The organism is Sphingomonas sp. GW822-FHT03G08 (genome assembly GCF_058801135.1).
In genome coordinates this window covers 1,904,650-1,927,538 of record NZ_JBXAMZ010000001.1, presented here as the reverse complement: position 1 = coordinate 1,927,538, position 22,889 = coordinate 1,904,650, and the positions used below count along the sequence as shown (strand labels likewise).

The 22,889-nt window shown below is 67.1% G+C and carries 20 protein-coding genes; 11 read left to right on the top strand and 9 right to left on the bottom strand.

The window, feature by feature from the left end; translation table 11 throughout:
• Window positions 1–54: 54 nt before the first annotated feature.
• Window positions 55–837 carry an SDR family NAD(P)-dependent oxidoreductase gene (locus tag AC1RJ5_RS08810; protein WP_493112806.1) on the bottom strand — a complete coding sequence of 261 codons (783 nt, stop codon included), beginning with the start codon at window positions 835–837 and terminating at the stop codon, window positions 55–57.
• Window positions 838–855: 18 nt separating this feature from the next.
• Window positions 856–2,031 (bottom strand): acetyl-CoA C-acetyltransferase, encoded by a 1,176-nt coding sequence (locus AC1RJ5_RS08805; RefSeq protein ID WP_493112804.1) that lies wholly within the window; start codon window positions 2,029–2,031, stop codon window positions 856–858.
• 145 nt (window positions 2,032–2,176) lie between these two features.
• Between AC1RJ5_RS08805 and AC1RJ5_RS08800 the strand changes: the two genes are divergently transcribed.
• The 3 genes from AC1RJ5_RS08800 to AC1RJ5_RS08790 all read left to right on the top strand — a co-directional run bounded on the left by AC1RJ5_RS08800 (window position 2,177) and on the right by AC1RJ5_RS08790 (window position 5,811).
• Window positions 2,177–3,595, top strand: a complete 1,419-nt coding sequence (locus AC1RJ5_RS08800; protein ID WP_493112802.1) for an aldehyde dehydrogenase family protein — start codon at window positions 2,177–2,179, stop codon at window positions 3,593–3,595.
• On the top strand, window positions 3,595–4,482 hold the full coding sequence (locus tag AC1RJ5_RS08795; RefSeq protein WP_493112800.1) for a crotonase/enoyl-CoA hydratase family protein: 888 nt from the start codon (window positions 3,595–3,597) through the stop codon (window positions 4,480–4,482). Before AC1RJ5_RS08800 ends, AC1RJ5_RS08795 begins: the two co-directional genes overlap by 1 nt.
• A gap of 183 nt (window positions 4,483–4,665) precedes the next feature.
• Window positions 4,666–5,811 carry an acyl-CoA dehydrogenase family protein gene (locus AC1RJ5_RS08790; RefSeq protein WP_493112799.1) on the top strand — a complete coding sequence of 382 codons (1,146 nt, stop codon included), beginning with the start codon at window positions 4,666–4,668 and terminating at the stop codon, window positions 5,809–5,811.
• A 47-nt stretch (window positions 5,812–5,858) separates the two neighbouring features.
• On the opposite strand, the gene AC1RJ5_RS08785 is transcribed toward AC1RJ5_RS08790, so the two are convergent.
• Window positions 5,859–8,432: an ATP-binding protein gene (locus AC1RJ5_RS08785; protein WP_493112797.1), complete on the bottom strand. Its 2,574-nt coding sequence runs from the start codon at window positions 8,430–8,432 to the stop codon at window positions 5,859–5,861.
• A 153-nt stretch (window positions 8,433–8,585) separates the two neighbouring features.
• On the opposite strand from AC1RJ5_RS08785, the gene AC1RJ5_RS08780 reads away from it, so the two are divergent.
• Window positions 8,586–8,954 carry a response regulator gene (locus AC1RJ5_RS08780; protein ID WP_184170490.1) on the top strand — a complete coding sequence of 123 codons (369 nt, stop codon included), beginning with the start codon at window positions 8,586–8,588 and terminating at the stop codon, window positions 8,952–8,954.
• A gap of 3 nt (window positions 8,955–8,957) precedes the next feature.
• A complete protein-coding gene (locus tag AC1RJ5_RS08775) occupies window positions 8,958–9,347 on the top strand; it encodes a response regulator transcription factor (protein ID WP_184170487.1) in 390 nt (129 codons plus the stop codon).
• Window positions 9,348–9,357: 10 nt separating this feature from the next.
• Here AC1RJ5_RS08775 and AC1RJ5_RS08770 read toward each other — a convergent pair whose 3' ends face one another.
• From AC1RJ5_RS08770 to AC1RJ5_RS08760, 3 genes are all read right to left on the bottom strand, one after another.
• Window positions 9,358–9,876, bottom strand: a complete 519-nt coding sequence (locus tag AC1RJ5_RS08770; RefSeq protein ID WP_184170484.1) for a GAF domain-containing protein — start codon at window positions 9,874–9,876, stop codon at window positions 9,358–9,360.
• A gap of 70 nt (window positions 9,877–9,946) precedes the next feature.
• The gene (locus AC1RJ5_RS08765; RefSeq protein WP_184170481.1) at window positions 9,947–10,444 is read right to left on the bottom strand and encodes a type II toxin-antitoxin system VapC family toxin; all 498 of its coding nucleotides are present in this window, start codon (window positions 10,442–10,444) and stop codon (window positions 9,947–9,949) included.
• Window positions 10,444–10,668: a type II toxin-antitoxin system Phd/YefM family antitoxin gene (locus AC1RJ5_RS08760; RefSeq protein WP_493112793.1), complete on the bottom strand. Its 225-nt coding sequence runs from the start codon at window positions 10,666–10,668 to the stop codon at window positions 10,444–10,446. Before AC1RJ5_RS08760 ends, AC1RJ5_RS08765 begins: the two co-directional genes overlap by 1 nt.
• A gap of 206 nt (window positions 10,669–10,874) precedes the next feature.
• Between AC1RJ5_RS08760 and AC1RJ5_RS08755 the strand changes: the two genes are divergently transcribed.
• Together AC1RJ5_RS08755 and AC1RJ5_RS08750 are read left to right on the top strand one after the other, a co-directional pair.
• Window positions 10,875–12,248, top strand: coding sequence for a cation:proton antiporter (locus AC1RJ5_RS08755; protein WP_493112791.1), 1,374 nt, complete (start codon window positions 10,875–10,877; stop codon window positions 12,246–12,248).
• Between the two features lie 64 nt (window positions 12,249–12,312).
• Window positions 12,313–13,521, top strand: coding sequence for an alginate export family protein (locus tag AC1RJ5_RS08750; protein WP_493112789.1), 1,209 nt, complete (start codon window positions 12,313–12,315; stop codon window positions 13,519–13,521).
• 215 nt (window positions 13,522–13,736) lie between these two features.
• Here the strand turns inward: AC1RJ5_RS08750 and AC1RJ5_RS08745 are convergent, their stop codons facing one another.
• Window positions 13,737–15,263: a tryptophan halogenase family protein gene (locus AC1RJ5_RS08745; RefSeq protein ID WP_493112787.1), complete on the bottom strand. Its 1,527-nt coding sequence runs from the start codon at window positions 15,261–15,263 to the stop codon at window positions 13,737–13,739.
• 95 nt (window positions 15,264–15,358) lie between these two features.
• Here AC1RJ5_RS08745 and AC1RJ5_RS08740 point away from each other — a divergent pair, with 95 nt between their 5' ends.
• On the top strand, window positions 15,359–16,015 hold the full coding sequence (locus AC1RJ5_RS08740) for a trimeric intracellular cation channel family protein (RefSeq protein WP_493112785.1): 657 nt from the start codon (window positions 15,359–15,361) through the stop codon (window positions 16,013–16,015).
• A gap of 16 nt (window positions 16,016–16,031) precedes the next feature.
• On the opposite strand, the gene AC1RJ5_RS08735 is transcribed toward AC1RJ5_RS08740, so the two are convergent.
• Complete coding sequence (locus tag AC1RJ5_RS08735) at window positions 16,032–16,571, bottom strand: pseudouridine synthase (protein WP_493112783.1); 540 nt, start codon at window positions 16,569–16,571, stop codon at window positions 16,032–16,034.
• An 88-nt stretch (window positions 16,572–16,659) separates the two neighbouring features.
• Complete coding sequence (locus AC1RJ5_RS08730) at window positions 16,660–18,276, bottom strand: family 43 glycosylhydrolase (protein WP_269574231.1); 1,617 nt, start codon at window positions 18,274–18,276, stop codon at window positions 16,660–16,662.
• 201 nt (window positions 18,277–18,477) lie between these two features.
• Between AC1RJ5_RS08730 and AC1RJ5_RS08725 the strand changes: the two genes are divergently transcribed.
• From AC1RJ5_RS08725 to AC1RJ5_RS08715, 3 genes are read left to right on the top strand one after another with little or no spacing between them, the layout of a single operon-like run.
• Complete coding sequence (locus tag AC1RJ5_RS08725; RefSeq protein ID WP_269574232.1) at window positions 18,478–20,091, top strand: hypothetical protein; 1,614 nt, start codon at window positions 18,478–18,480, stop codon at window positions 20,089–20,091.
• Window positions 20,073–21,656: a Dyp-type peroxidase gene (locus AC1RJ5_RS08720; RefSeq protein WP_269574233.1), complete on the top strand. Its 1,584-nt coding sequence runs from the start codon at window positions 20,073–20,075 to the stop codon at window positions 21,654–21,656. The genes AC1RJ5_RS08725 and AC1RJ5_RS08720 overlap by 19 nt, the downstream gene beginning before the upstream one ends.
• Entirely contained in the window at window positions 21,653–22,888 is a 1,236-nt protein-coding gene (locus tag AC1RJ5_RS08715) for a cytochrome P450 (protein WP_493112780.1), read from the top strand. The genes AC1RJ5_RS08720 and AC1RJ5_RS08715 overlap by 4 nt, the downstream gene beginning before the upstream one ends.
• The last annotated feature ends 1 nt before the right edge of the window (window position 22,889 follow it).

Genomic DNA, 22,889 nt, shown 5'->3' with positions numbered 1-22,889 from the left:
CAGGCCGCGACCCACCCCTGGCCCCTCCCTTCCAGGGAGGGGTAAGAAGGCGCGTTACCGCGGCGCCATACGGATGCCGCCGTCCAGCCGCACATCCTCGCCGTTGAAATAGCCCGTCTCGATCATGCACAGCGCAAGGTTCGCATATTCGTCCGGCCGCCCGAGCCGCTTGGGGAAGGGCACCGAGGCCGCCAGCGCATCCTTCACTGGCTGCGGCGCGGCGGCGAGCAAAGGTGTGTCGAAGATGCCCGGCAGGATCGTGTTCACCCGGATGCCTTCGCCCATCAGGTCGCGCGCGATCGGCAGGGTCATGCCGACCACGCCGCCCTTCGACGCCGAATAGGCGGCCTGGCCGATCTGCCCGTCCTCGGCGGCGACGCTGGCGGTGTTGACGATCGCGCCGCGCTCGCCGTCTTCCTGCGGATCGAGCGCCAGCATCCCCGCTGCCGACTTGGCGATGCAGCGGAAGGTGCCGACCAGGTTGATCTGGATCACCCAGTTGAACGCCTCGAGCGGGAAGTGGCGGATCGATCCGTCTTCCTTGGCGCGGCTCGCGGTCTTCACCGCGTTGCCGGTGCCCGCGCAATTGACCAGCACGCGTTCCTGCCCATGCGCAGCGCGTGCCTTGGCGAAGCCGGCATCGACGCTCTCGTCCGACGTCACGTTCACTTCGCAGAACACCCCGCCGATCTCGGCGGCGACGGCCTCGCCCTTTTCCTTCTGCAGGTCGAAGATCGCGACCTTCACGCCCTTGGCGGCCAGTGCCCGCGCGGTTGCCGCTCCCAGCCCCGAAGCGCCGCCGGTCACCACCGCGGCAATAGTGTTATCCAGCTTCATCCATCCCCTCCTATGATCTCAAAGCCGCTCGACGATCGTGACGTTCGCCAGGCCGCCGCCCTCGCACATCGTCTGCAGACCGTAGCGCAAGCCCCGCTTGTGGAGCGCGTGCACCAAAGTCGCCATCAGCTTGGTGCCCGAGGCGCCGAGCGGATGCCCCAGCGCAATCGCGCCGCCATTGACGTTGAGCTTCGCCGGATCGCCGCCGACATGCTTGAGCCAGGCGAGCGGCACCGGTGCGAACGCCTCATTGACTTCGTACAGGTCGATCTCGTCGATCGACATTCCGGCGCGCTTGAGTGCCCGGTCGGCCGCGAACAGCGGTTCCTCGAGCATGATGACGGGATCGCCGCCGGTGACGGTGAGGTTGTGGATGCGTGCCAGCGGCGTCAGACCATGCGCCTTGAGCGCCGCTTCGGACACGATCAGCACCGCGCTGGCGCCGTCGCAGATCTGGCTGGCATTGGCCGCGCTGATCATCCCGCCTTCGGCGAGCAGCTTGACCGAGCCGATGCTCTCGGCGGTCGCGTCATAGCGGATGCCCTCGTCGCGGGTATGGAGCGCCGCCCCCTCGGGCGTCTCGACTTCGAGCGGCACGATCTCGGCATCGAAGTCGCCGCGCTCGGTTGCCGCCGCCGCGCGGCGATGGCTCTCCAGCGCATAGGCGTCGAGCAACTCGCGGGTGAAGCCGTGCTTCCGTGCCATCATCTCGGCGCCCATGAACTGGCTGAACTGCACGCCCGGATAGCGCGCTTCCTGGCGTGGCGACTTGGGGCCGCCAAGCCCGGCCTGGGCGAACAACATGCCGGTCGATCCCATCGGCACGCGGGTCATGCTCTCCACGCCGGCCGCGATCACCACGTCCTGCGTGCCCGATAGCACCGCCTGCGCCGCGAACTGGATCGCCTGTTGCGAGCTGCCGCACTGGCGGTCGATCGTCACCGCCGGCACGCTCTCCGGCAGGCGCGAGGCGAGCACGGCATTGCGGCCGACCTGAAAGCCCTGCTCGCCGCCCTGGCTGACGCAGCCCATGATCACGTCCTCGATCGCCGCCGGATCGATCCCGCTGCGATCGGCGACGGCGTTGAGAACTTCGCCCGCCATGTCGGCCGGGTGCCATCCGGCAAGCCGGCCGCCGCGCCGCCCTCCCGCCGTGCGAACGGCTTCGACAATATAGGCGGTAGGTGCTGCCATCATCCTGCTCCTGTCCATTTTCGAATCAGCGGTACCAGCCTCGGCTAATGCGATCAACGGACTTAATCACCTGACTAAGTAAATAGTGGCAGGGCGGAATATGCTGTTCTATGCTCGCGCCAAACAGAGTCTGGAGGAGAGGGAAATGACCGCGTTCGACCGCGATTTCACCATGACGATCGGCGGCCAGCCCGTGCCCGGCGCCGCGACGATCCCGGTGCTCAATCCCGCAACCGAGGAAACCGTAGCGGAAGCTCCGGATTGCAGCGCGGCCGAGCTCGACGCCGCCATCGCCGCTGCCCGCGCCGCCTTTCCCGGCTGGCGCGCGACTCCGATCGAGCAGCGTCGTGCCGCGGTCGCCAAGATCGCCGAAGTGATTTCCACGAATCTCGATCAATTTGCCCGGCTGTTCACCCAGGAACAGGGCCGTCCGGTCGGCAAGGCGACCGAGGAACTGATGGGCGCTGCCTTCTGGGCCGCCAGCGTCGCCAAGCAGGAAATCCCGGTGCTGGTAAACGAGGACACGCCCGATCGTCGCTCCGAGACCCGCCGCGTGCCGATCGGGGTGGTCGGCGGGATCGTGCCGTGGAATTTCCCGATGCTGCTCGGCGTGTGGAAGATCGCCGGCGCGCTGCTCACCGGCAATACGCTGGTCATCAAGCCTTCGCCCTTCACCCCGCTGACCATGCTCAAGCTCGGCGAGCTGATGCGCCCGCATCTGCCGGCCGGCGTGTTCAACGTGGTCAGCGGCGGCGATCAGCTTGGGCCCTGGATGACCGCGCATCCCGGCATCGACAAGATCAGCTTCACCGGCTCCACCGCCACCGGCAAGCGGGTGATGGCCAGCGCCGCCGCCAATCTCAAGCGCGTCACGCTCGAGCTGGGCGGCAACGACGCGGCGATCGTGCTCGGCGATGTCGATGTCGCCAAGGTCGCCGAGCCACTCTTCTGGTCGGCCTTCGGCAATAACGGCCAGGTCTGCATCGCGACCAAGCGGCTCTATATCCACGACAGCGCCTATGACGCGCTCGCCGCCGAGCTGACCGCGATCGCCAACCGGGTGAGGACCGGCAACGGCCTCGAACAGGGCACCGATCTCGGCCCGGTCCAGAACCGCGCCCAATATGAGCGGGTGAAGGCGCTGATCGCCGATGCGCAGGCTGAGGGCCTGACCTTCCTCGCTGGCGGCGAAGTGCCGGAAGGGAAGGGCTATTTCATTCCCGTTACCCTGGTCGACAACCCGCCCGAAGACAGCCGCGTCGTCGCCGAGGAAGCTTTCGGCCCGGTCCTGCCGCTGATCCGCTTCGACGATGTCGAGGACGTGATCGCCCGTGCCAACAACAGCGATTATGGTCTGGCCGGCTCGGTCTGGTCGGCCGACACCGATGCCGCGCTCGCCATCGCCGAGCGGCTCGATACCGGCACCGTCTGGATCAACGAGGCGCAGCACGTCACCCCCTGGGCGCCGTTCGGCGGGCACAAGCAATCGGGGATCGGTGTGGAGAACGGCACCGAAGGGCTGCTCGAATATACCAACGCCCAGACGATCTCGGTGCGCAAGTGATGGAGTATGCGCAGATCCGCTATGAAGTCGCCGAGGGCATCGCAACGCTTACGCTCAACCGGCCCGACAAGCTCAACGCCTATTCGATCCGGATGATGGAGGAGATGATCGACGCGTTCGACCGCGCCGATGCGGATGACGAAGTCGGCGTGGTGATCGTTACCGGCGAGGGGAGAGCCTTTTGCGCCGGCGCCGATCTGGAAATGGGCGCCAAGGTGTTCGACGCCGCCGGCGGCCCCGACTCCCCGATCCGCGCCGACGGCTCGATCGACTATGCCAGCCCGCATGCCCGCGACTATGGCGGCCGGCTTACGCTGCGCATCTTCGAGAGCCTCAAGCCGGTGATCGCCGCGGTCAACGGCCCGGCGGTCGGTATTGGCGCTACGATGCTGCTGCCGATGGACATCCGTCTCGCCAGCGACACCGCGCGCTTCGGCTTCGTGTTCGCGCGACGGGGGATCGTCCCCGAAGGCGCGTCGATGTGGTTCCTGCCGCGCATCGTGGGGATCGATCGCGCGCTCGAATGGTGCATGAGCGGGCGGTTGCTGGGGGCGGAGGAAGCGCTGGCCGGGCGGTTGGTCCGCTCGGTGCATGCGCCGGACGACCTGCTTCCCGCCGCCCGCGCGCTGGCGCGCGAGATCATCGACAATGCCGCCCCGGTCTCGGTCGCGCTCACCCGCCAGATGCTGTGGCGCGGGCTCGGCATGGCGCATCCGATGGAGGCGCACCGCATCGACAGCCGCGGGGTACTGGCCCGTGGCCGAAGCGGGGATGCCCGCGAAGGCGTGATGGCGTTCCTCGAGAAGCGTGCGGCGACGTTCCCGGACCACGTATCGAGCGGCATGCCCGATTATTTCCCCTGGTGGGAAGAGCCGGGCTATTTCTGAGCCCGGCACCGACAAACCCGAATCCGTCATCCCCGCGCAGGCGGGGATCCAGGGTAACGGAAGGCAGCCCGTGCAATTGGGCATGGGCCGGCGTGGAAGCTGGCCCTATCGGCTACGCCTTTGCTCGTGGCTCTGGATTCCCGCCTGCGCGGGGATGACGATGACAGGATGAGAGAAGCAGCGATGAATCCCACCGAACTCGCCGCCCGGGTCGAAGCCTTTGTCCGCGAAACCATCGCCCCCTATGAGCGCGACCCACGCTGCACCCCGCACGGCCCGTCCGAAGCCCTGGTCACCGAACTCCGCGACCGGGCTCGCGCCGCCGGCCTGCTCACCCCGCATATTGCGAACGGCACCCATCTCACCCACCGCGAGACCGCGCATGTCCTGCGCGCCGCCGGCCTCTCGCCGCTCGGCCCGGTAGCGCTCAACGTCGCCGCGCCCGACGAGGGCAACATGTTCCTGCTCGGCCGCGTCGCCACGCCCGAGCAGAAGCAACGTTTCCTCGATCCGCTGGTCGCCGGCACCGCCCGCTCGGCCTTCTTCATGACCGAGCCCGCCACCGATGGCGGCGCCGGCTCCGATCCCTCGATGATGCAGACTGTTGCCCGCCAGGACGGCAACCACTGGGTGATCGACGGCCGCAAGGCGTTCATCACCGGGGTGCAGGGCGCCAAGGTCGGGATCGTCATGGCGAAGACCGGGGAGGGGGCGACGCTGTTCCTGATCGACCTGCCCGATCCGGCGGTGCGTATCGAGCGGGTGCTCGACACGATCGACAGCTCGATGCCCGGCGGCCATTCGATCGTGGCGATCGACGGGCTGCGCGTCCCCGCCGATCAGATCCTCGGCGAACCCCACAAGGGCTTCGACTATGCCCAGATCCGCCTCGCGCCCGCGCGGCTCACCCATTGCATGCGCTGGCTCGGCGCCGCCACTCGCGCGCACGAGATCGCCTGCCAATACGCCGTGAAGCGCCACGCCTTCGGCAAGCCGCTGATCGATCACGAAGGCGTCGGCTTCATGCTCGCCGACAACCGGATCGCGCTGCAACAGGCCTGGCTGATGATCGACTGGTGCGCCGGGGTGCTCGACAGCGGCGTTGCTGGCATTGCGGAGAGCTCGATGGCCAAGGTCGCGGTGTCGGACCTGCTGTTCGGCGTGGCCGATCGCTGCGTCCAGGTGATGGGCGGCACCGGCGTCTCGGGTGACACGATCGTCGAGCAGGTCTTCCGCGAAATCCGCGCCTTCCGCATCTATGACGGCCCCACCGAAGTCCACAAATGGAGCCTCGCCAAGCGCATCAAGCGCGAGACGCTGGCGGGGTAGGATGATCGACATTTGGAGGCGGCTGAGGGGCTGAATCTCGATATGGCCTAGCCCCGCAACTCCGCCAAAAACCCCTCGACCAGCGCCTTCCGCTCGCCGGCCGCGGCTACCTCCAGCGCATCCTCCAGCGCCGAAGCCTTGCTCCCCAGTTCCGCCTGGCCGAACAGCCCTGCCGAACCGGCGAACTTGTGGAGCAGCTCGCCCAGCGCCTCGGTATCCGTATCGCCCTGTTCGCCACCCACGAACGCTTCGGTCGCCACCAGCAGTTCGGCCTTGCGCTCGGCGAACTTTGCCCAGAGCGCGGGCGACAGCTTCATCGCTGGTGCCTTATCCTCCGGAGGCGGTGCGGGAATCGGCTCCATCGCCGGTGCGATCGGCTCCGGCGCGGCAGCAGCTGGCACCGCCCAGCGATCGATCGCCGCGGCCAATTCGGCCAGCTGGATCGGCTTGGCGAGATGCGCCTGCATCCCCGCCTCCAGACAGGCTGTAACGTCGTCGGCATAGGCATTGGCGGTCAGCGCCAGGATCGGCAGCTTCTGTGCCGAGATGCCTGCGCCGCGGATCGCACGGGCGGCGGAGATGCCGTCGAGCACCGGCATCTGCATGTCCATCAGCACCAGGTCGAAGGGCGTGCCTTGCAGGTCCGCCGCAGTCGCCGCCTCCAGCGCATGTGCGCCGTCGCCGACGATCGTCACCCGGTGGCCGAGTCGACCGAGCATTTCCTGCATCAGCAGCTGGTTGACGTCGTGATCCTCGGCCACCAGCACCTGCAGCGCGCGGGTGGCGCGCTCGGGGCTGCGCGGCCCCGCGCCGTCCGCATCCACCGCCTCCGCGGCGACAAGCGGCAGGCACAGGGTGAACACGCTGCCCTGGCCCTCGGCGCTGCGCAGGCCCAGCTCGCCGCCCATCAGCGACGCCAGCCGGCTGCTGATCGCCAGCCCCAGCCCCGTGCCGCCATAGCGGCGCGCGGTCGATTGCTCGGCCTGGACGAACTGTTCGAAGATCGCGGCATGGCGATCGGGCGGGATGCCGATGCCGGTATCGGTCACGGCAATGTCGATGCGCGGCGTGCCGCCGTCGCTCGCGGCCTGCCGCGCGCTCAGCGTGATCCTGCCTTCGCCGGTGAACTTCACGGCGTTGCCCAGCAGGTTGAGCGCGATCTGGCGCAGCCGCAGCCCGTCGACCATCACGAAGCGCGGCAGCGTCGGGTTGACGATGAAGTCGAGCGCCAGTCCCTTGGTCGCGGCGGCCGGTTCGATCAGCTTGAGGCAGCCCCGCAGCGCGTGGCGCAGATCGACGCGCTCGGCATTCACCTGCATCTGCCCGGCCTCGATCTTGGACAGGTCCAGAATGTCGTTGAGCAGCCGCATCATCGCCCGGCTCGAATCGACGATCAGCTGGGCGTGGCGGTGCTGCTCGGGCGGCAGTTCGCTGGCGAGCAGCAGGTCGGCAAAGCCCAGCACGCCGTTCATCGGGGTGCGGATCTCGTGGCTCATGTTCGCCAGGAAGCTCGACTTGGCCTGCACCGCCAGCTCCGCCCGCTCGCGCGCCGCCTCCAGTTCGTGCTCGAGCTGCTTGCGCCGGGTGACGTCGCGCAACGACGCGATGATCTCCGAAGGCGCGCCGGTGGCGGGATCGCGGACCAGCCCACAATGCGCCTCGATCCATTGTTCCGACGCATTGGGGTCGAGCAGATGGGTGCGATAGGTGATCACCCCGCGCTCCACTTCGCCGGTGGTCAGCAGGTGCTGGAACTCGAACATCTCGGCGCGATGCTCGCTGGACACGCCGAAGCCGATCGAGCGGCCCAGGACATGCGCCGGCTCGACCCCGAGCACCGGCTCGGTGGAGGGCGAGGCATAGATGCACACGCCGTTCAGGTCGAAGCGCAGCACCGCGTCGGTGGCGTTCATCGCGAGCAGAGCCAGCTCGGCCTCAACCACTTCGCGTCGCGAGATGTCTTCGTGCAGCCGGCGGTTGGCGTCGCGCAGGATCGTCATCCGCTCGCGCCGCTCGCGCGCGATCAGATAGGCGAGCAGCAGCACCAGCATGCCGCTGGCCAGGCCGGCGAGCTGGATCGGCCCTTCATAGCCGCTGGCGCGCGCCAGCCGCGTCTGGAGCAGCTTCTCCTCCTCGCCGCGGATATCGCCGATCAGCGCCAGCATTCGGGCGGTCTCGTGGCGATTGGCGTCGCTCGCCAGGATCGCGGTCGCCTCGGCGGCGCGATTGGCGCCGCGCATCGCCAGCGTCTGTTCGGTCTCGACCATGCGCTGGCGGATCAGCGCGGCGAGATAGGCGACGCGCTCGCGCTGGCGCGGATTGTCGTCGGTCATGTCCTCCAGGCCCGACAATTCGCCGGGCAGCTCCTTGCGGACGCCGTCGATATTCTTGCGTGCCTCGGGATCCCCGGTGAGCAGATAGCCGCGGCGATAGACCTCGGCGCGCAGCGTCAGGATGCGGACATGCGATAGCCGGTCGGAAACCTGGAAGGTGTGGCGCACCCATTTGTCGGCATTCTGCTTCTGGCTGACCAGCCAGATGCCCGATGCGGCCGAGCAGGCCAGCAGCACCAGGGCTGCGACAAGGATCCATTGCGACCGGCGCGTCAGTATCTCTGCCATGGACTCGGCCCCTAAATAAAAAGGGTTAACGGGGTGTTCGGCCCCTTGCTGCAAAACGCCGGAAAGACAGAATGGCCACAGAATTTTAGCACGGAAGCGAAACCATGCGGTCTCCGTGCGTTATAAAATAGATTAGGATCGAACGAGAGTCAGATGGCACGGATCATCATAGCGGACGACGACGAGATCGTGGGCGAGATCGCCCGCGATGCGCTGATCGCGGCCGGGCATGGCGCCGGGCTGGTCAAGGACGGGGCCGAGGCGCTGCGCGTCATCAAGGCGCGCCGGCCCGATCTGGTCATCCTCGATTGCAACATGCCGGAGATCTCGGGCGTTCTCCTGGTGCAGGAGTTGCGCAAGATGCCCGATTTCGCCGATCTGCCCGTGATGATGCTCACCGGCCGCCGCAGCGACCGCGACGAGGAGCTCGCGCGGTTCGCCGGCGCGAACGAGTATCTGAAGAAGCCCTTCGATCCGGACGAGCTGGTCTTCCGGGTCGAGGAAATGCTGGCCAAGGCCTGAGCCATGGCGCGCATCATCTATGTCGAGGATGACGAACTGGTCGGTGCCGTGGTGCAGCAGGTGCTGAGCGCGGCCGGCCATATCGTCGGGGTGATCAACCACGGCACGCTGGCGTTCGACACCATCGCGTTCAAGAAGCCCGACCTGGTGATCCTCGATCAATCGCTGCCGGGCATGCAGGGCACCGATATCCTCAAGGCGCTGCGCCGGCTGCCGGCGCTCTATCTCACGCCGATCCTGATGCTGTCCGCCAAGGGCAGCGAGGCGGAGATCGACGCGGCGATGGGGGCGGGGGCCAATGACTATCTGGTCAAGCCGTTCGAACCCGAGGAGCTGGTCCAGCGCGTCGCCGACGTGCTGCGCAACAACAGCTTCGCCAATCGGGTTTCCTGAAAGGCGGCCGTCAGGCCGCGGCCAGCAGTTCCGCCGCGCGTTCACCCAGCTCACGCAGGCGCTTGCTCTGCTCGGGCAGCAGCTTGGCGCGCGGATGCTGGTCGATCGCGCACAAGGCGCCCAGTGCCTCACCCTCGGGGGTGAGCAGCGGCACGCCGACATAGAAGCGGATATGCGGCGAGCCGAGCACCAGCGGATTGCCCGCGAAGCGCGGATCATGCGCGGCGTCGAACACGCACATCACGTCGTGCGGATTGGCGATGGTGTGGCCGCAGAACGAGATGTCGCGCGGCGTCGAGCTCAGCTCGCCGCCATGGCAGGCCAGGATATGCTGGGTCTGCCGGTCGATCAGCGTCGCGATGCCCATGTTCGATCCGAACAGCTGGGCGACTTCCTCGACGATCGCCTTCAGCTCCGGCGACGCCGACTTGCCGGTCAGACCGAGCTTGTCGACCGACGCCTGGCGCTGCTTCTCGCCGCGCAGCAAGGGGGCGAGGGCATGAAAGATCGGCTTGAGTTTAGGTACCATTGGGCGACTGTTGCCGTAAATTGTCTAACCACAAGTGAAGGCGGCAATACGGGCCTCTTCGTAACGCACATCACGCACGGACGAACAAGTTCTTGAGCCAAAGCGGACCAGTTCGTGCGGCGTCGCGCCAATCGCCCTCCTCCTCGGCCGCATCGGGCGTATAGCCGCGCGGGTCGAACAGCTTCACGCGCATGCCCTTGAAGGCCGCGGTGTTGCGGGTCACCAGGGTCAGTCCATGCTCCAGCGCCGTCGCGGCGAACAGCGCATCGCGGGTGTCGCCTAGGGCAAGCTGCCCGCGCCGCCGCGCCACCGCCGCGTCGAGCGGCAGCACATGCCCCTCGAACGCCGGGAGCAGCTGCTCGTCGATCCAGCCGCGCAGCATCGCGCCGGCCGTCTTGTCGCGCCGCGCGGTCTCGGCGGCGCTGGTCTCCAGCTCGACCAGGCTGATCGCGGAGAGGAACAACCGCTCGCGCGCGACCCCCGAAGCCCAGGCGGTCAGCCCCGCCTCGGCGGTGCCGGCGCGCGCCTTGCGCAGTTCATAGACGATGGGCGTGTCGAGCAGGAACATCACCAGCGCCCCGGCGGCGCCAGCTCGGCATCGAGGCCGCCGGCGGGCAGGGCGAGCAGGTCGACGATGCTCTCGCGCTGCCCGCTCAATGCACGGAACTGGTCGATGCTCATCAGTACATGGGTCGGCCGCCCGCGATCGGTGACGAACACCGGCTCGCCGCGCGCGAGTCGCTTGGCGGCGCTCACGTCCTGGTTGAATTCGCGGCTGGTGATGACCTTCATTTGGTGCCTATGTACCTATATTGTCCGCGTTGTCATGTAGGTACGTTACTACTGTGTGGACGACATGCAACAGAAACATCCCGGCCGCCGGAAAAATCAGGGGGGTGGCGAACTTTGCAGTTGCGTGCAGCCATTGCCGCGCGCTCCTTCCTGCCAAGCGACAGGCGCACAAGTGCCACGCGAGAGGATGAGTGGGGGAAGGTAGAATGCTCGATCTGTTGAATAGTGCCTGGCATGCGTTGACCGATGTGCTCAGTCCGCACGGCCCCGCGGTGAACGTCGCGAAGAGCTATGCGCCCGGCGACTACAGCATCCATTTCTTCCTGCAGCTCGCGATCATCATCCTCGCCTGCCGCGTCGTCGGCTGGCTCGGCCAGAAGTTCCTCAAACAGCCCCAGGTCGTCGGCGAGATGATCGCCGGCGTGGTGCTCGGCCCGTCGCTGTTCGGCCTGTTCTTCCCCGATCTCCAGCTCGCGATCTTCCCCAAGGAGACGCGCAACGTGCTCTACACCGGCGCGCAGCTCGGCGTCGGCCTCTACATGTTCATGGTCGGCCTCACCCTGCGGCTCGATCATTTCAAGTCCAAGGCGAAGAGCGCCGCGGGCGTCTCGGCCGCCGGCATCGCCGCGCCGTTCCTGCTCGCCGCGCTGATCACGCCGTTCCTGCTCACCGTGCCGGGCCTGTTCACGCCGGGCATCAGCCAGTCGAACGCCACGCTGTTCATGGGCGCCTGCATCGCGCTCACCGCCTTCCCGATGCTCGCCCGCATCATCAACGAGAACGGCCTGGCCAACTCGTCGCTCGGCACGCTTTCGCTGACGGCCGGCGCGTTCGACGATGCCGCCTCCTGGTGCGTGCTGGCGCTGGTGCTGGCGACCTTCGGCGCCGGCCCAGGCGTGGCGGTGCTCGCGATCGGCGGCGCGATCCTCTACGCCGGCTTCATGCTGATCTGGGGTCGCAAGCTGCTCGCTCCGCTCGGCCGCATCGTCGAGGAAAAGGGCGAGATGACCACGGGCATGCTCGCGGTCACGATGATGCTCTTCTGCCTCTCCGCCTTCGTCATGGATGCGATCGGCATCCACGCGATCTTCGGCGGCTTCCTGATGGGCGTCTGCATGCCGCGCGGCCTGTTCGTCCGCGAGCTGCAGCGCAAGGTCGAGCCGATCGCGGTCGTCCTGCTGCTGCCGATGTTCTTCACCTATTCGGGCCTCAACACCCGGATGGACATGGTCAACTCGGTCGAGCTGCTGCTGATCGCGCTGGGCGTGCTCGCGGTGTCGATCCTCGCCAAGTTCGGCGCCTGCTGGGCCGCGGCCCGCCTCGCCGGCGAGGACAATCGCACCGCGCTCGGCATCGGCGCGCTGATGAACTCGCGCGGCCTGATGGAGCTGATCATCATCAATATCGGCCTGCAGAAGGGCATCATCGGCCCGACGCTCTTCTCGATGCTGGTGCTGATGGCGATCGTCACCACCGTGATGGCCACCCCGCTGTTCGAGCTGGTCTATGGCCGAAAGGCCCGCGAGACCGGTGAGCTCGGCGCCCGCGGCGAGCCTGAGCCGCAGCTCGCCGCTGCCTGAAGAGGTCCTCCTCCGCCCGCCCCGTTCTATAAAGGAGGGGCGGGTTCTTTTCGAGGAAAGCAGAATGAAGAAAGCGCTGGTTTGCGCTATGGGATTGCTCGTCGCCGGCACGGCGCGGGCGCAGGAAGTGAAGTTCACGCCCAACCTGGATATCCGGCTGCGCTGGGAGCATTTCGAGCAGGACGGCATGCCCGAAGACGCCGATGCGGTGACGCTTCGCGTCCGCCCGGGCGTGACGGCGAGCTGGCGGAACTGGACGGCGCTGGTCGATGTGGATGCGGTGGTCGCGCTGACCAACAGCTATAATGACGGGTTCAACGGCAAGACCCGCTATCCGCTGATCCCTGACGCCGAGAATCTCGAGCTCAATCGCGCCCAGCTCCGCTATGCCGGCAAGGACGGGCTGGCCGTGACCGCCGGGCGCCAGCGCCTCAACTTCGCCGATGATCGCTTTGTCGGCAACGCGCCGTGGCGGCAGAGCGAGCGGACCTATGACGCGGTCCGCTTCCAATATGGCAAGCCGCTCGGGCTGAGCACCGACGTGGCGTATAGCTGGAGCGTCCGGACCACGGACGGCCGCCAGGGCCGCGGCTCCCGGCCTCAGGCGATCGGCGGCGACAACGTCTTCGCCCTGGTCAACTATGGTACCAAGATGGGTACGCTCAGCGGCTTCGCCTATCTGGTCGATCAGGACGAGGCTGCGGTGCAGGGCTTCCGCCTGTCGACCCAGACCTATGGCGTGCGCTTCAGCGGCAGTCGGCCGCTCGGCAAGGATGTGTCGGTCGGCTATGCCGCCAGCTGGGCGCGGCAGAGCAATTACCACCGCAACCCCAATCGCTACGCCGCCGATTACTGGATGGGCGAGGCCAAGCTCACCGCCAGGGGTCTCAGCCTGACCGCCGGCTATGAAGTGCTCGGCGCCGACAAGGGCGTGGCGCTCACCAGCGTCCAGACCCCGCTCGCGCCGCTGTTCAAGTTCAACGGCTGGGCCGGCAAGTTCGGCACCAACCCGCCCAACGGCCTGCGCGATCTCTATGGCAATGTCGGCTATGCCTGGAAGAAGGTCGGCCCGCTCGACGCGATCAATGTCGGCGCGATCTATCACCGTTTCCACAGCGACCGGCTCGACCTGCAATATGGCGACGAGTTCGACTTCATCGCCGGCGTGAAGCGCGGGCGCTACGCACTCTCCGCCCGCTATGGCCGCTACAAGGCGAAGCAGTTCGCCACGGATACCAACAAGCTCTTCGTCCAGCTGGACTGGATACTCTGACCGGGGCGGCGGCCGGCCCCATACCCGTCATCCCGGCGAAAGCCGGGATTTCAGGCGGTAAGAGTACTTCGCCAACAACATGACTGTCATCCCCGCGCAGGCGGGGATCCATTACCGCTGTCAGTAGTGAATGGATTCCCGCCTTCGCGGGAATGACGGTTGAAATAGGGAGGGGCGCTTGCCGCCCGAGATCCCGGTTTTCGCCGGGATGACGGCTACTTCGCGTTAATCGCGTCGATCAGCGCGCGGTGCGTCGGCAGATCCTCGGTCGCCCGCTCGCTGAACGTCCGGATCCGCGCGAACAGCTTCTCCGCCGCCGCCACGTTCGGGAAATCGCCGCGCCCGTCCGACAGGTCGGTGCGATAGTCCATCCCGTAGAGGATGTACTGGTAGTTGAAGAAGGCGAAGCTCTCCAGGTCGAGCAGGAAGTCGAAGCGTCCCGGCGGCCGGTGGCGCCATTGCCGCAGCAGTTCCTGCAATGCCTCGGGGATCGAGGCCGGATCGGCATTGTCGCGCCAGAAGGGCTCGTCGCGCCGGCTCAGGCAGTAATGGAGCTTGAGGAAGTTGATGATCCGCTCGTAGCGCGCGACGATCAGCTCGTTGAAGCGCCTGGCCGGGGCATCGATCGGCCCGTTATGCGGGAACAGCTCGGCGATCATGCCGACGGCGGCCTCGATCAGCACCACGCCGGTCGATTCCAGCGGCTCGAGGAACCCGCCCGACAGGCCCACCGCCACGCAGTTCTTCACCCATTGCGCCTCGCGATAGCCGGGCTCGAACGGGATGATGCGGGCCTTGTAGGCGTCATGCCCCACATAGTCGTGCAGCACCTGCGCTGCTTCGTCGTCGGACATGTGCGCCGAGGAATAGACGGTGCCGATGCCCCGCGCCCCCTCCAGCCCGATGTCCCAGGTCCAGCCGGCCGCATGCGCCGCCGCGATGGTGAAGCTCTCGATCGGCGCGTCGGGGTCGGCGTATGGAATCTTGCAGGCGATCGCCCGGTCGGTGAACAGCACCTGCCGGGCCGACTTGAACTCCGCCCCCAGCGCCTTGCCGATCAGTTCCGCCCGGAAGCCCGAGCAGTCGATATAGAGGTCTGCCTCCAGCGCGCCCAGCTCGCGGGTCTGCACCCGGGCGATCGCGCCCTTCGCGTCCAGCTCGACGCCGGTCAGCAGCCCGGAGACGTGCCTTACCCCCAGCTCGACCGCGCGCTCCTGCAGGATCTTCGCCAGCCGCGCCGCGTCGAAATGATAGGCATAGTTGAGCGGCCCGGAGAACTCGCCTTCACCGCGCTTCTTGGGTGCCCGCTGGCTCTCCGCGACGCGGTTCTGGATCGTCACCGCCTCGGCGAAGGGCGGCCGCGTCCCGGCGTCCTGGAGCAGCCAATAGGGCACCAGGCTGGTCCCCTCGGTGTAGAAGGGCGGTTCGAACGGGTGGAGATAATGGTGCCGCGTGCCGTCGGGCAAAGGTGCGTGGAGCCAGTCGTTGAAGCGGATGCCCTGCTTGAACGTCGCACTGGTCGCGCGGATGAACTGGGTCTCGTCGATGCCGAGGAACTTCAGCGTCGATCGGATCGTCGGGAAGGTGCCTTCGCCTACGCCGATGATGCCGAGTTCGGGCGATTCGAGCAGTGTGATCTCGATCCGCGCGCTGTCCGCCACATCGAGGAATCGCGCGAGATAGGCGGCCGTGAGCCACCCCGCGGTGCCCCCGCCAACGATAAGGATACGCCTCTTGCCCATGCAGCGGCGAGCTTAGCCTGCGTGGGTCGAGGAAGCCACTGGTTGCGATGCGAAACCCGGCCTAACTTGCCGGCGATCGGACGGAGCCTGCCAAGATGAAGCTCGACGACACCGCCACGAACCGTATCCGCGACAGGATGCTGGACGCCGTGGATCTTGCCGCCACCTTCGTGCTGGCGGTGGAGTGCGCGCTCACGGCCGTCCAGGCGGACTTCGACCTGTTCGGCATCCTGGTACTGTCCTTTGTCGGCTCGGTCGGCGGCGCGGTGATCCGCGACCTGCTGCTCGGCGAGCATCCGCCCGCGCCGTTCCGCGACTGGCGTTATGCGGCACTGGCGCTGGCCGCAACCATGGTCGTCCTCATCGCGTCGCTTGTTCTGGGCCCGGTCGGGAATTTCACGCCGCCGCTGCAGGTCGATGTGTTCGAGGGCGGCGGCCTTGCGCTTGCCGCGGTCGCCGGTACGCGCAAATGCCTCGACTACAAGCTCAACAGCGCCTCGGTCGTGATCATCGCCACCGTCAACGGCTGCGGCGGGGGCATGCTGCGGGACGTGCTGCTGGCCCGGGTGCCCAAGGTCCTGCACGAGGATTTCTACGCCACCGCCGCCATCGCCGGCGCGGCGCTGATCGTCGTGCTGGTCCGCCGTTTCCAGGTGCGCCAGGACGTGGCGGGCGCGGCCGGCGCGCTGGCGATCTTCACGCTACGCGCCGCGGCGCTCGTCGGCGCGTGGCGGCTGCCGCACCTCCATTAGGCGCTCCCGCCAAGCATCATACCACGCGCCAAGCGCCGCTCGGCAGGTCCGCGAGCGACCAGTCGCCGATGCTCCACCGCACCAGCCGCAGGGTCGGGTGGTCGACGGCCGCGGTCATCCGGCGCACCTGGCGGTTGCGCCCCTCGCGGATGGTCAGCTTGATCCAGCAATCGGGGATGTTCGCGCGGTAGCGGATCGGCGGATCGCGCGGCCACAGGTCGGGCGCCTCGATCCGCTCGGCCAGCGCCGGCAGCGTCGGGCCGTCCTTCAGCACCACGCCGGTGCGCAGCCGATGCAGCGCTTCCTCGCTCGGCTCGCCCTCGACCTGGACCAGATAGGTCTTGGGCAGCTTGAACTTCGGGTCGGCGATCCGCGCCTGCAGCCTGCCGTCGTCGGTCAGCAGCAGCAGCCCCTCGCTGTCCCGGTCGAGCCTGCCGGCCGGATAGACGCCCGGCATGTCGATCAGGTCGGACAGGGTGGCGCGCGCCGTCTCGGTGCCGCGATCGGTGAACTGGCTCAGCACGCCATAGGGCTTGTTCAGCCGGACGAGCGTCACGCCGGGCCTGCTGCGGAAGAGGGGGGCAAGAACATGCCGGCGTCGATCATGGCGGCCCGCCTAGCGCGGAACCGCCATGATCGCCAAGTCAGAGCGCCCGGAACCTGAAGTCCCGGAACTTCGCCTCGCCCGCGCCCGCCGAGTACAGCCCCGGCCGCAGCATCAGGAAGCCGCCGCGCACATTGTGGTGATAGCCCGAGACTTCCATGCCCCGGTCGAACCGCTTCCACGTCTTCCCGCCATCGCCCGACAAATGGAACGCCACGATATGCCTGTCGTTGCGCACCCGCATGCGGAGCTTGCGGCCATAGGGATTGGCAGGCCGCCCGCGCTCCATGCCGTACTGGTGGGTGACGAACTTCTTCTCGTCGAAGCCCAGCCCGCAATAGAGCTTCTCGTCATAGAACAGCACCAGCCCGGCGGTGCCACCCGGCGCGATCTCGATCTCGCATTCGAACTCATAGCCGGTGTCGCCGGCGATCAGCAGCAGCGGCGACGAGTCCACCGGCGCCTTGCCCGTGGCCTTCAGGGTCAGCGTGCCAGCTTCGGCGTGCACTCTGTCCGATTCCGTCTGGGAGGGTTTGAAGAAATTCCACTTCCGCCCCAGCGCCAGCGGCCCGGTGAAGTCGTCCGATAGCGCCTGGCCATGCGGCACCCGCGCGCCGCCCTTCGGCTTGCGGATCGGCTTGGAAAGATCCCCGCCGGTCATCCGGAACCAGCCGTCCGCCGTCCATTCTATGGGGTCGAGCAAGGCCTGGCGCCCCAGCGTCCAGTATCCGTTCTCGAAGCCGTGATAGACCGACCACCAGCTCCCGTCGGGTGCCTCCACGAGCGAGGCATGCCCGCGCGACCACCAGGCCTCGTCGTTGTTGACAGTGCGCACCAACGGGTTTGCAGGGCATTGCTCCCAGGGCCCGTGGATCGAGCGCGAGCGCGCCGCGATCACCATATGGCCGGTCGGCGGACCTGCCGTGCCGCCCACCGCGGTGATCATGTAGAACCAGCCCTTGTGGTGATGGATCTTCGGCCCCTCGGGGGAGAAGCTCTCCACGTCCCATTCCTCGGGATAGTGCCAGGGGTCGTAGACATGCTCGACCTGGCCGACAGTGGACAGACCATCCTCGGAAAGCCGCACCCGGTCTCCGCCCGAAAGGAACAGCCATCTGGAACCGTCTTCACCCACCGCGTGGCAGGGATCGATATGGGCGTGCAGCCCCAGGTCGATGGGGTCGCTCCACGGGCCATCGATATGGTCCGCCCAGATCACGAAGATCGAGTTCGGGCTCGCCTTGACCGGGATGTAGATGAAGTAGCGCCCATTGTGCTTCTCCAGGCTAACTGCCCAGACCGAGCCGATATTCCTGGTCAGCGCCGCCTTGCGCGGCTGCCAGTTCACCAGGTCGCGGCTGTGCCAGATCGTGATGCCCGGATAGGAATCGAAGCTGGAGAAGGTCATGTAGTAATCCGCGCCGTCCTTGAGGATGGCGGGATCGGGATGGTCGCCGGCGAGCAGCGGGTTCAGGAAGCGCCCGTCGCCCAGGTCGGCGATGCGCTGGTTGTCGAAGCCGCGCTTATATCCGGGGACCAAAGCGTCTGTTTGTGTCGCATGGGCCTCGTCCGGCCGGAGCAGCGCCCCGGCGCCTCCGGCCACCGCCGCGCCACCTGCCAGCACCGCCCCGAACGCGTCACGCCTGCTGATACCCATGCATTCCTCTCCGTTTTTAGGATTGTATGCCACCGGTGTCATTCAAGCGAAAGGGACTTTGTTCGCGTTAACATTGCGAACTTTGGAGACTGATGCGTCCACTTCGGGTGCATGTCGAATATTTGCTATCGATGTAGGAAATGCCGTGCCAGTTTCCGTTCACGTTTGAGGGGACGGGGGATGCGGCAAACCACATTATCGGTGGCACTCGAGGTCAAGCCCGAGAGCTTCGACCATCTGTCGGGCCTGCTCGACGCCTTGCGGGACCGGCGCAGCCCGAACCCGTCGGGCGGCACCGGGCCGTTCGCGGACTTCCTGACGACGGTGCCGGCGGTGCACTTCATGTCGCTCAGCGTCTTCCCGGGCTTCGACTATGATCCGCTCTTCGTGATCGAGGCGAATTTCGACGGCGCGCCCGGCCCGTTCTGGGGGCAGCTCGAAACCGCGATCGGCCCCGATCTCCGCAGCTTCCTGCGGTGCTGCAAGCGCCCGCTCGATCACACCGGCGACCTGTTCGACGCCGTGACCGCGCCGGACAGCCGCGCCCCGATCGCTCCCTATCTCGAAGCGCGCACGCTCACGCCGACGGTCTATCACCACGGCAATCGCGGCATGACGCGCGACCGCATCCTGGCCGAGGGCGAGCTGTTCCTCGGCACCCGCAAGGAGCTGGCCAACGCCAATGACGGCGGCCCCAGCCCCTATCGCAAGCTCACGCCGGTGGAGATCCACGCCAAGCTGCGCGCGGCCCTGCTGCCCCAGTTCGGCTGGCTGGCCGAGAAGGCGCCCGCCCGTATCCCGTTCCTCCAGAGCGTTGGCGATTACGCCCGGCTCGCCTGGTTCGTGCTGCTGGTGGTGTTCGCGCTGTCGATCCCCGGCCTGATCCTCAAGAGCCAGCTCGCCTGGCAATATTATGCCGGGCTCTGCGTGGCGCTGTTCGCGCTGTTCACCGGCATACTCTACAAGATGGGCAAGCCGCTCCCCGGCACGGCGACGCCGACGCGGTTCAGTTTCCTCACCTTCTTCCTCAGGCATCTTCTGGTCCCCGTGGTGATCGCCGTGGCGGTCTATGTCGCGATTGCCGCCTTCATCACCGCGCCGATCTGGTCGTGGATCGGCCACAAGCCGTTCTGGCCGGCCTGGTGGGACATGGCGATCTGGGCAGGCTGGAGCGGCGCCAGCATCGCGGTGACGGTCGCCGGCATCCTGGTCTGGCTGCGCTGGCTCGAGCGGCGCGACGCCTCGCAGGATGCGCCGCCGGTCGATCCCAAGATGCTGCGCGAAATGGCCCGGCGCGAGGACTGGATCCCGCAGAACCACATGGGCTCGGTCGTCCTCATCAAGCCGGGCGTGCTGCGCGCGATCCTGATCCGCGTCGGCCATCACGGCCTGCACCTGCTGCTGCGCGCGCAAAAGGCAGCGCGCGAGGGCTATCTCGGCTCGATGCGCACGATCCATTTCGCCCATTGGGCGCGGGTCAACAATGACAGCCGGCTGATGTTCTTCTCGAACTTCGACCAGACCTGGGAAAGCTATCTCGATGACTTCATCGAGAAGGCGCATGCGGGCCTCACCCTCGCCTGGAGCAGCGGGGTGGGCTTCCCGCCGACACGCTTCCTGGTGAAGGACGGCGCCAGCCATGGCCGCCAGTTCAAGGAATGGGCGCGCCATTCGATGACGGTCAGCCGCTTCTGGTACTCGGCGTACAAGGATCTCACCGCGGAGCAGGTCGAGCGCAACTATCGCATCGCCCTGGGTCTCCGGAAGAAGCAGCTCAGCGAGAAGGAGGCCGCGGCGTGGATCAACGACCTGTGAGCGAGGGTGGCGGCACTCCGAACTGGCATCTCTCGGCCCCGGCCAGCGGCCAGGCCCAGGGCCTGGTGGTCAGCGGCTTCGCGTCGCTGCCCACCGGCCGCGCGCTGTTCCTCGAGCTCGGCTGGAAGGGCGTGAAGAAGAAGGGCGGCGGCGCCTGGGTGGAGGCGCTGCGCAAGGTCGCGCAGGTGACCGACGCCGATGGCCGCGATCCGCGCGCCGTGGCGATGGGCTTCACCTGGTCCGGCCTCCAGAAGATGGGGCTCAACGCGAACGCGCTCGCCTCGTTCGATCGGCCTTTCCAGGAAGGCATGTTCCAGGAAGACCGCCTGCGCCGTCTCGGCGATCGGCGCGGCGAGGAATGGCAGGGCACGGTGATCCCGGGCGGCCCGAAGTGGAGCGGCAACACCCCGCTCGACGATGCCGCGGTGGATGACGAGGCGCGTGCCTTCGACGATCGCCAGGAAATCCGCGAGCAGCGGATCAAAACGCCGGTGACGGTCCATGCGATCGTCCTGCTCTATTGCGAGCATGACGAGGCGGCCGAGGCCTGGTGCGAGGAAGTGAGCGCCGCGCTCGCGCCGTTCGAGGTGACCGTCTCGCATCACCTGCCGCTCGACCTGCGGCTCGACAAGCAGGGCATCGCCCGCGAGCATTTCGGCTTTGCCGACGGCATCTCGCAGCCGATCCCGTTCGAGACCGGCACTGTCGTCTACAAGGACGGCAGCGACGTGCCCAAGGACTATTGGAACGGGGTGCCGCTCGGCGAGATCCTGATGGGCCATATGAATGGTCATAACGAGATCGCGCAGGGCCCGGTGGTCGCGGCGAGTGCCGGCAACACCGATGGTCTGCCCGATCATCCCAAGGGCGTCGGCTTCAAGGATCTCGGGCTCAACGGCAGCTATATGGTCGTCCGCGAGCTGAAGCAGGACGTCTATGCCTTCTGGCAGTCGATGCGCGCCGCCGCCGCCCATATCCGCGAACGCGATCCGGAAGGATCGGCGCACGTCACCACCACCTGGATGGCCGAGCGTGTGGTCGGGCGCGACACGCACGGCAACCTGCTCTGTCCGCTCGGCACGATCCCGGTCGAGAACAATGATTTCGGCTTCTGGGACAATGATCGCCACGGCATGGGCTGCCCGCTTGGCAGCCATGTCCGCCGCGCCAATCCGCGCGATGGCCTCGCACCGACGCCGGCAGACAAGCAGACCCTGCTCGATGCGGCGAACAACCACCGCATCCTGCGTCGCGGCCGGAAGTACGGCAAGACGATCAGCGTGCCGCCGACGCCGGACGAGGTCGATCGCGGGCTGCTCTTCGTCTGCCTGAACACCGACATCACCCGCCAGTTCGAGTTCGTCCAGCAGACCTGGATCCTCAACCCGAACTTCGCGACGCTCTATGACGAGACCGATCCGCTGATCGGCCCCAAGGGCACGATGACGATCCCGGAGGATCCGCTGCGCCGGATCATCGATGTCGAGACCTTCGTGCAGATGGCGGGCGGGGAGTATTTCTTCCTGCCGAGCATCCCGGCGCTCAACTATCTGGGTTCGCTGTGAACGCGCTCACCTCGCGCGACGTGCTGCGCCCCGGCAAGAAGGGGCTGGCGCGCTGGATCGAGGGGCGGGTGTTCGCCGCCATGCCCTATGCCTTCGCCTTTTTCCGGCGCTGGAAGCCGGTGGTGAAGTTCGGCGGGATGACGCTCACCTCGCGCTATGACGACGTCAAGGAAGTGTTCGCCACCGATCCGGTGTTCGGCGCGCCCTACAAGCCCAAGCTCGATGTCATCATGGGCGGCGAGCCCTTCTTCCTAGGCATGGCCGACACCCCGCTTTATCACCGCGACACCGATGCGATGCGCATGGTCGTGCTGCCGAAGGACCTGCCCGAGCTGGGCCGCAGGGCCGAGGCGATGGCCGAAGCGATCGTCGCGGCCGCGCCCGGCCGGATCGAAGTGGTCGACACGCTGGTGCGCCGCGTCACCTTCTCGGTGCTGGCCGATTATTTCGGCGTGCCCGAGCCCAAGGGCGGCGATCTGCGCGTCTGGGGCACGCGCCTGTTCGAGTTCCAGTTCGCCGATCCCAAGGGCGATCCGGCACTGCGCGCCGATGTCGACCAGATCGCACCGGCGCTCCGCGCGCATATCGATGCCGAGATCGCCGCGCGGAAGGCCACGCCCGGCCGCGATGACGTGCTGACCCGTTGCCTTGCCCTGCAGAAGAAGGGCGTGCCCGGTTTCTCCGATGTCGAGATCCGCACCAATCTGATGGGCTTTATCGTCGGCGGGCCGCCCCAGCCGCCGATGGTCGTGCCTCAGGCGATGGAGCAGCTGCTCCGCCGTCCCGCGGCGCTGGCCGGTGCCCAGGCGGCGGCGCGGGCAGGGGACGACGACCTGCTCTGGGGCTATGTCCAGGAAGCGATGCGCTTCGATCCGCTCGCACCGGGCCTGCCGCGCAACGTGCTGGTCGATGGCGTGATCGCCCGCGGCACGTCGCACGAAACCCCGGTCCAGGCCGGCGACACGGTGCTCGCCGCCTTCGCTTCGGCGATGATGGATCCGCGCCGGGTCACCGATCCCGCCCGCTTCGATCCGCATCGCCCGGCCAGCAATTACATCCATTTCGGATATGATTTGCACCAGTGCTTCGGCCGCCACATCAACCGCGCGACGCTACATTTCATGCTCAAGCCATTGTTAAAGCGTGCAAATCTTCGCCGCGCGCCCGGTGGTGCCGGGCGGCTGGTCAAGAATGGACCCTTTGCGGAGTCGCTGACAGTGGTGTTCGACTAAA

Coding starts and splice junctions, on each gene's coding strand:
- AC1RJ5_RS08770 (WP_184170484.1), bottom strand. CDS start 9,876: ATGGTACCTAAACTCAAGCCGATCTTTCATGCCCTCGCCCCCTTGCTG.
- AC1RJ5_RS08730 (WP_269574231.1), bottom strand. CDS start 18,276: ATGGGTATCAGCAGGCGTGACGCGTTCGGGGCGGTGCTGGCAGGTGGC.
- AC1RJ5_RS08745 (WP_493112787.1), bottom strand. CDS start 15,263: ATGGGCAAGAGGCGTATCCTTATCGTTGGCGGGGGCACCGCGGGGTGG.
- AC1RJ5_RS08810 (WP_493112806.1), bottom strand. CDS start 837: ATGAAGCTGGATAACACTATTGCCGCGGTGGTGACCGGCGGCGCTTCG.
- AC1RJ5_RS08775 (WP_184170487.1), top strand. CDS start 8,958: ATGGCGCGCATCATCTATGTCGAGGATGACGAACTGGTCGGTGCCGTG.
- AC1RJ5_RS08785 (WP_493112797.1), bottom strand. CDS start 8,432: ATGGCAGAGATACTGACGCGCCGGTCGCAATGGATCCTTGTCGCAGCC.
- AC1RJ5_RS08780 (WP_184170490.1), top strand. CDS start 8,586: ATGGCACGGATCATCATAGCGGACGACGACGAGATCGTGGGCGAGATC.
- AC1RJ5_RS08790 (WP_493112799.1), top strand. CDS start 4,666: ATGAATCCCACCGAACTCGCCGCCCGGGTCGAAGCCTTTGTCCGCGAA.
- AC1RJ5_RS08795 (WP_493112800.1), top strand. CDS start 3,595: ATGGAGTATGCGCAGATCCGCTATGAAGTCGCCGAGGGCATCGCAACG.
- AC1RJ5_RS08740 (WP_493112785.1), top strand. CDS start 15,359: ATGAAGCTCGACGACACCGCCACGAACCGTATCCGCGACAGGATGCTG.
- AC1RJ5_RS08755 (WP_493112791.1), top strand. CDS start 10,875: ATGCTCGATCTGTTGAATAGTGCCTGGCATGCGTTGACCGATGTGCTC.
- AC1RJ5_RS08750 (WP_493112789.1), top strand. CDS start 12,313: ATGAAGAAAGCGCTGGTTTGCGCTATGGGATTGCTCGTCGCCGGCACG.
- AC1RJ5_RS08800 (WP_493112802.1), top strand. CDS start 2,177: ATGACCGCGTTCGACCGCGATTTCACCATGACGATCGGCGGCCAGCCC.
- AC1RJ5_RS08760 (WP_493112793.1), bottom strand. CDS start 10,668: ATGAAGGTCATCACCAGCCGCGAATTCAACCAGGACGTGAGCGCCGCC.
- AC1RJ5_RS08805 (WP_493112804.1), bottom strand. CDS start 2,031: ATGGCAGCACCTACCGCCTATATTGTCGAAGCCGTTCGCACGGCGGGA.
- AC1RJ5_RS08765 (WP_184170481.1), bottom strand. CDS start 10,444: ATGTTCCTGCTCGACACGCCCATCGTCTATGAACTGCGCAAGGCGCGC.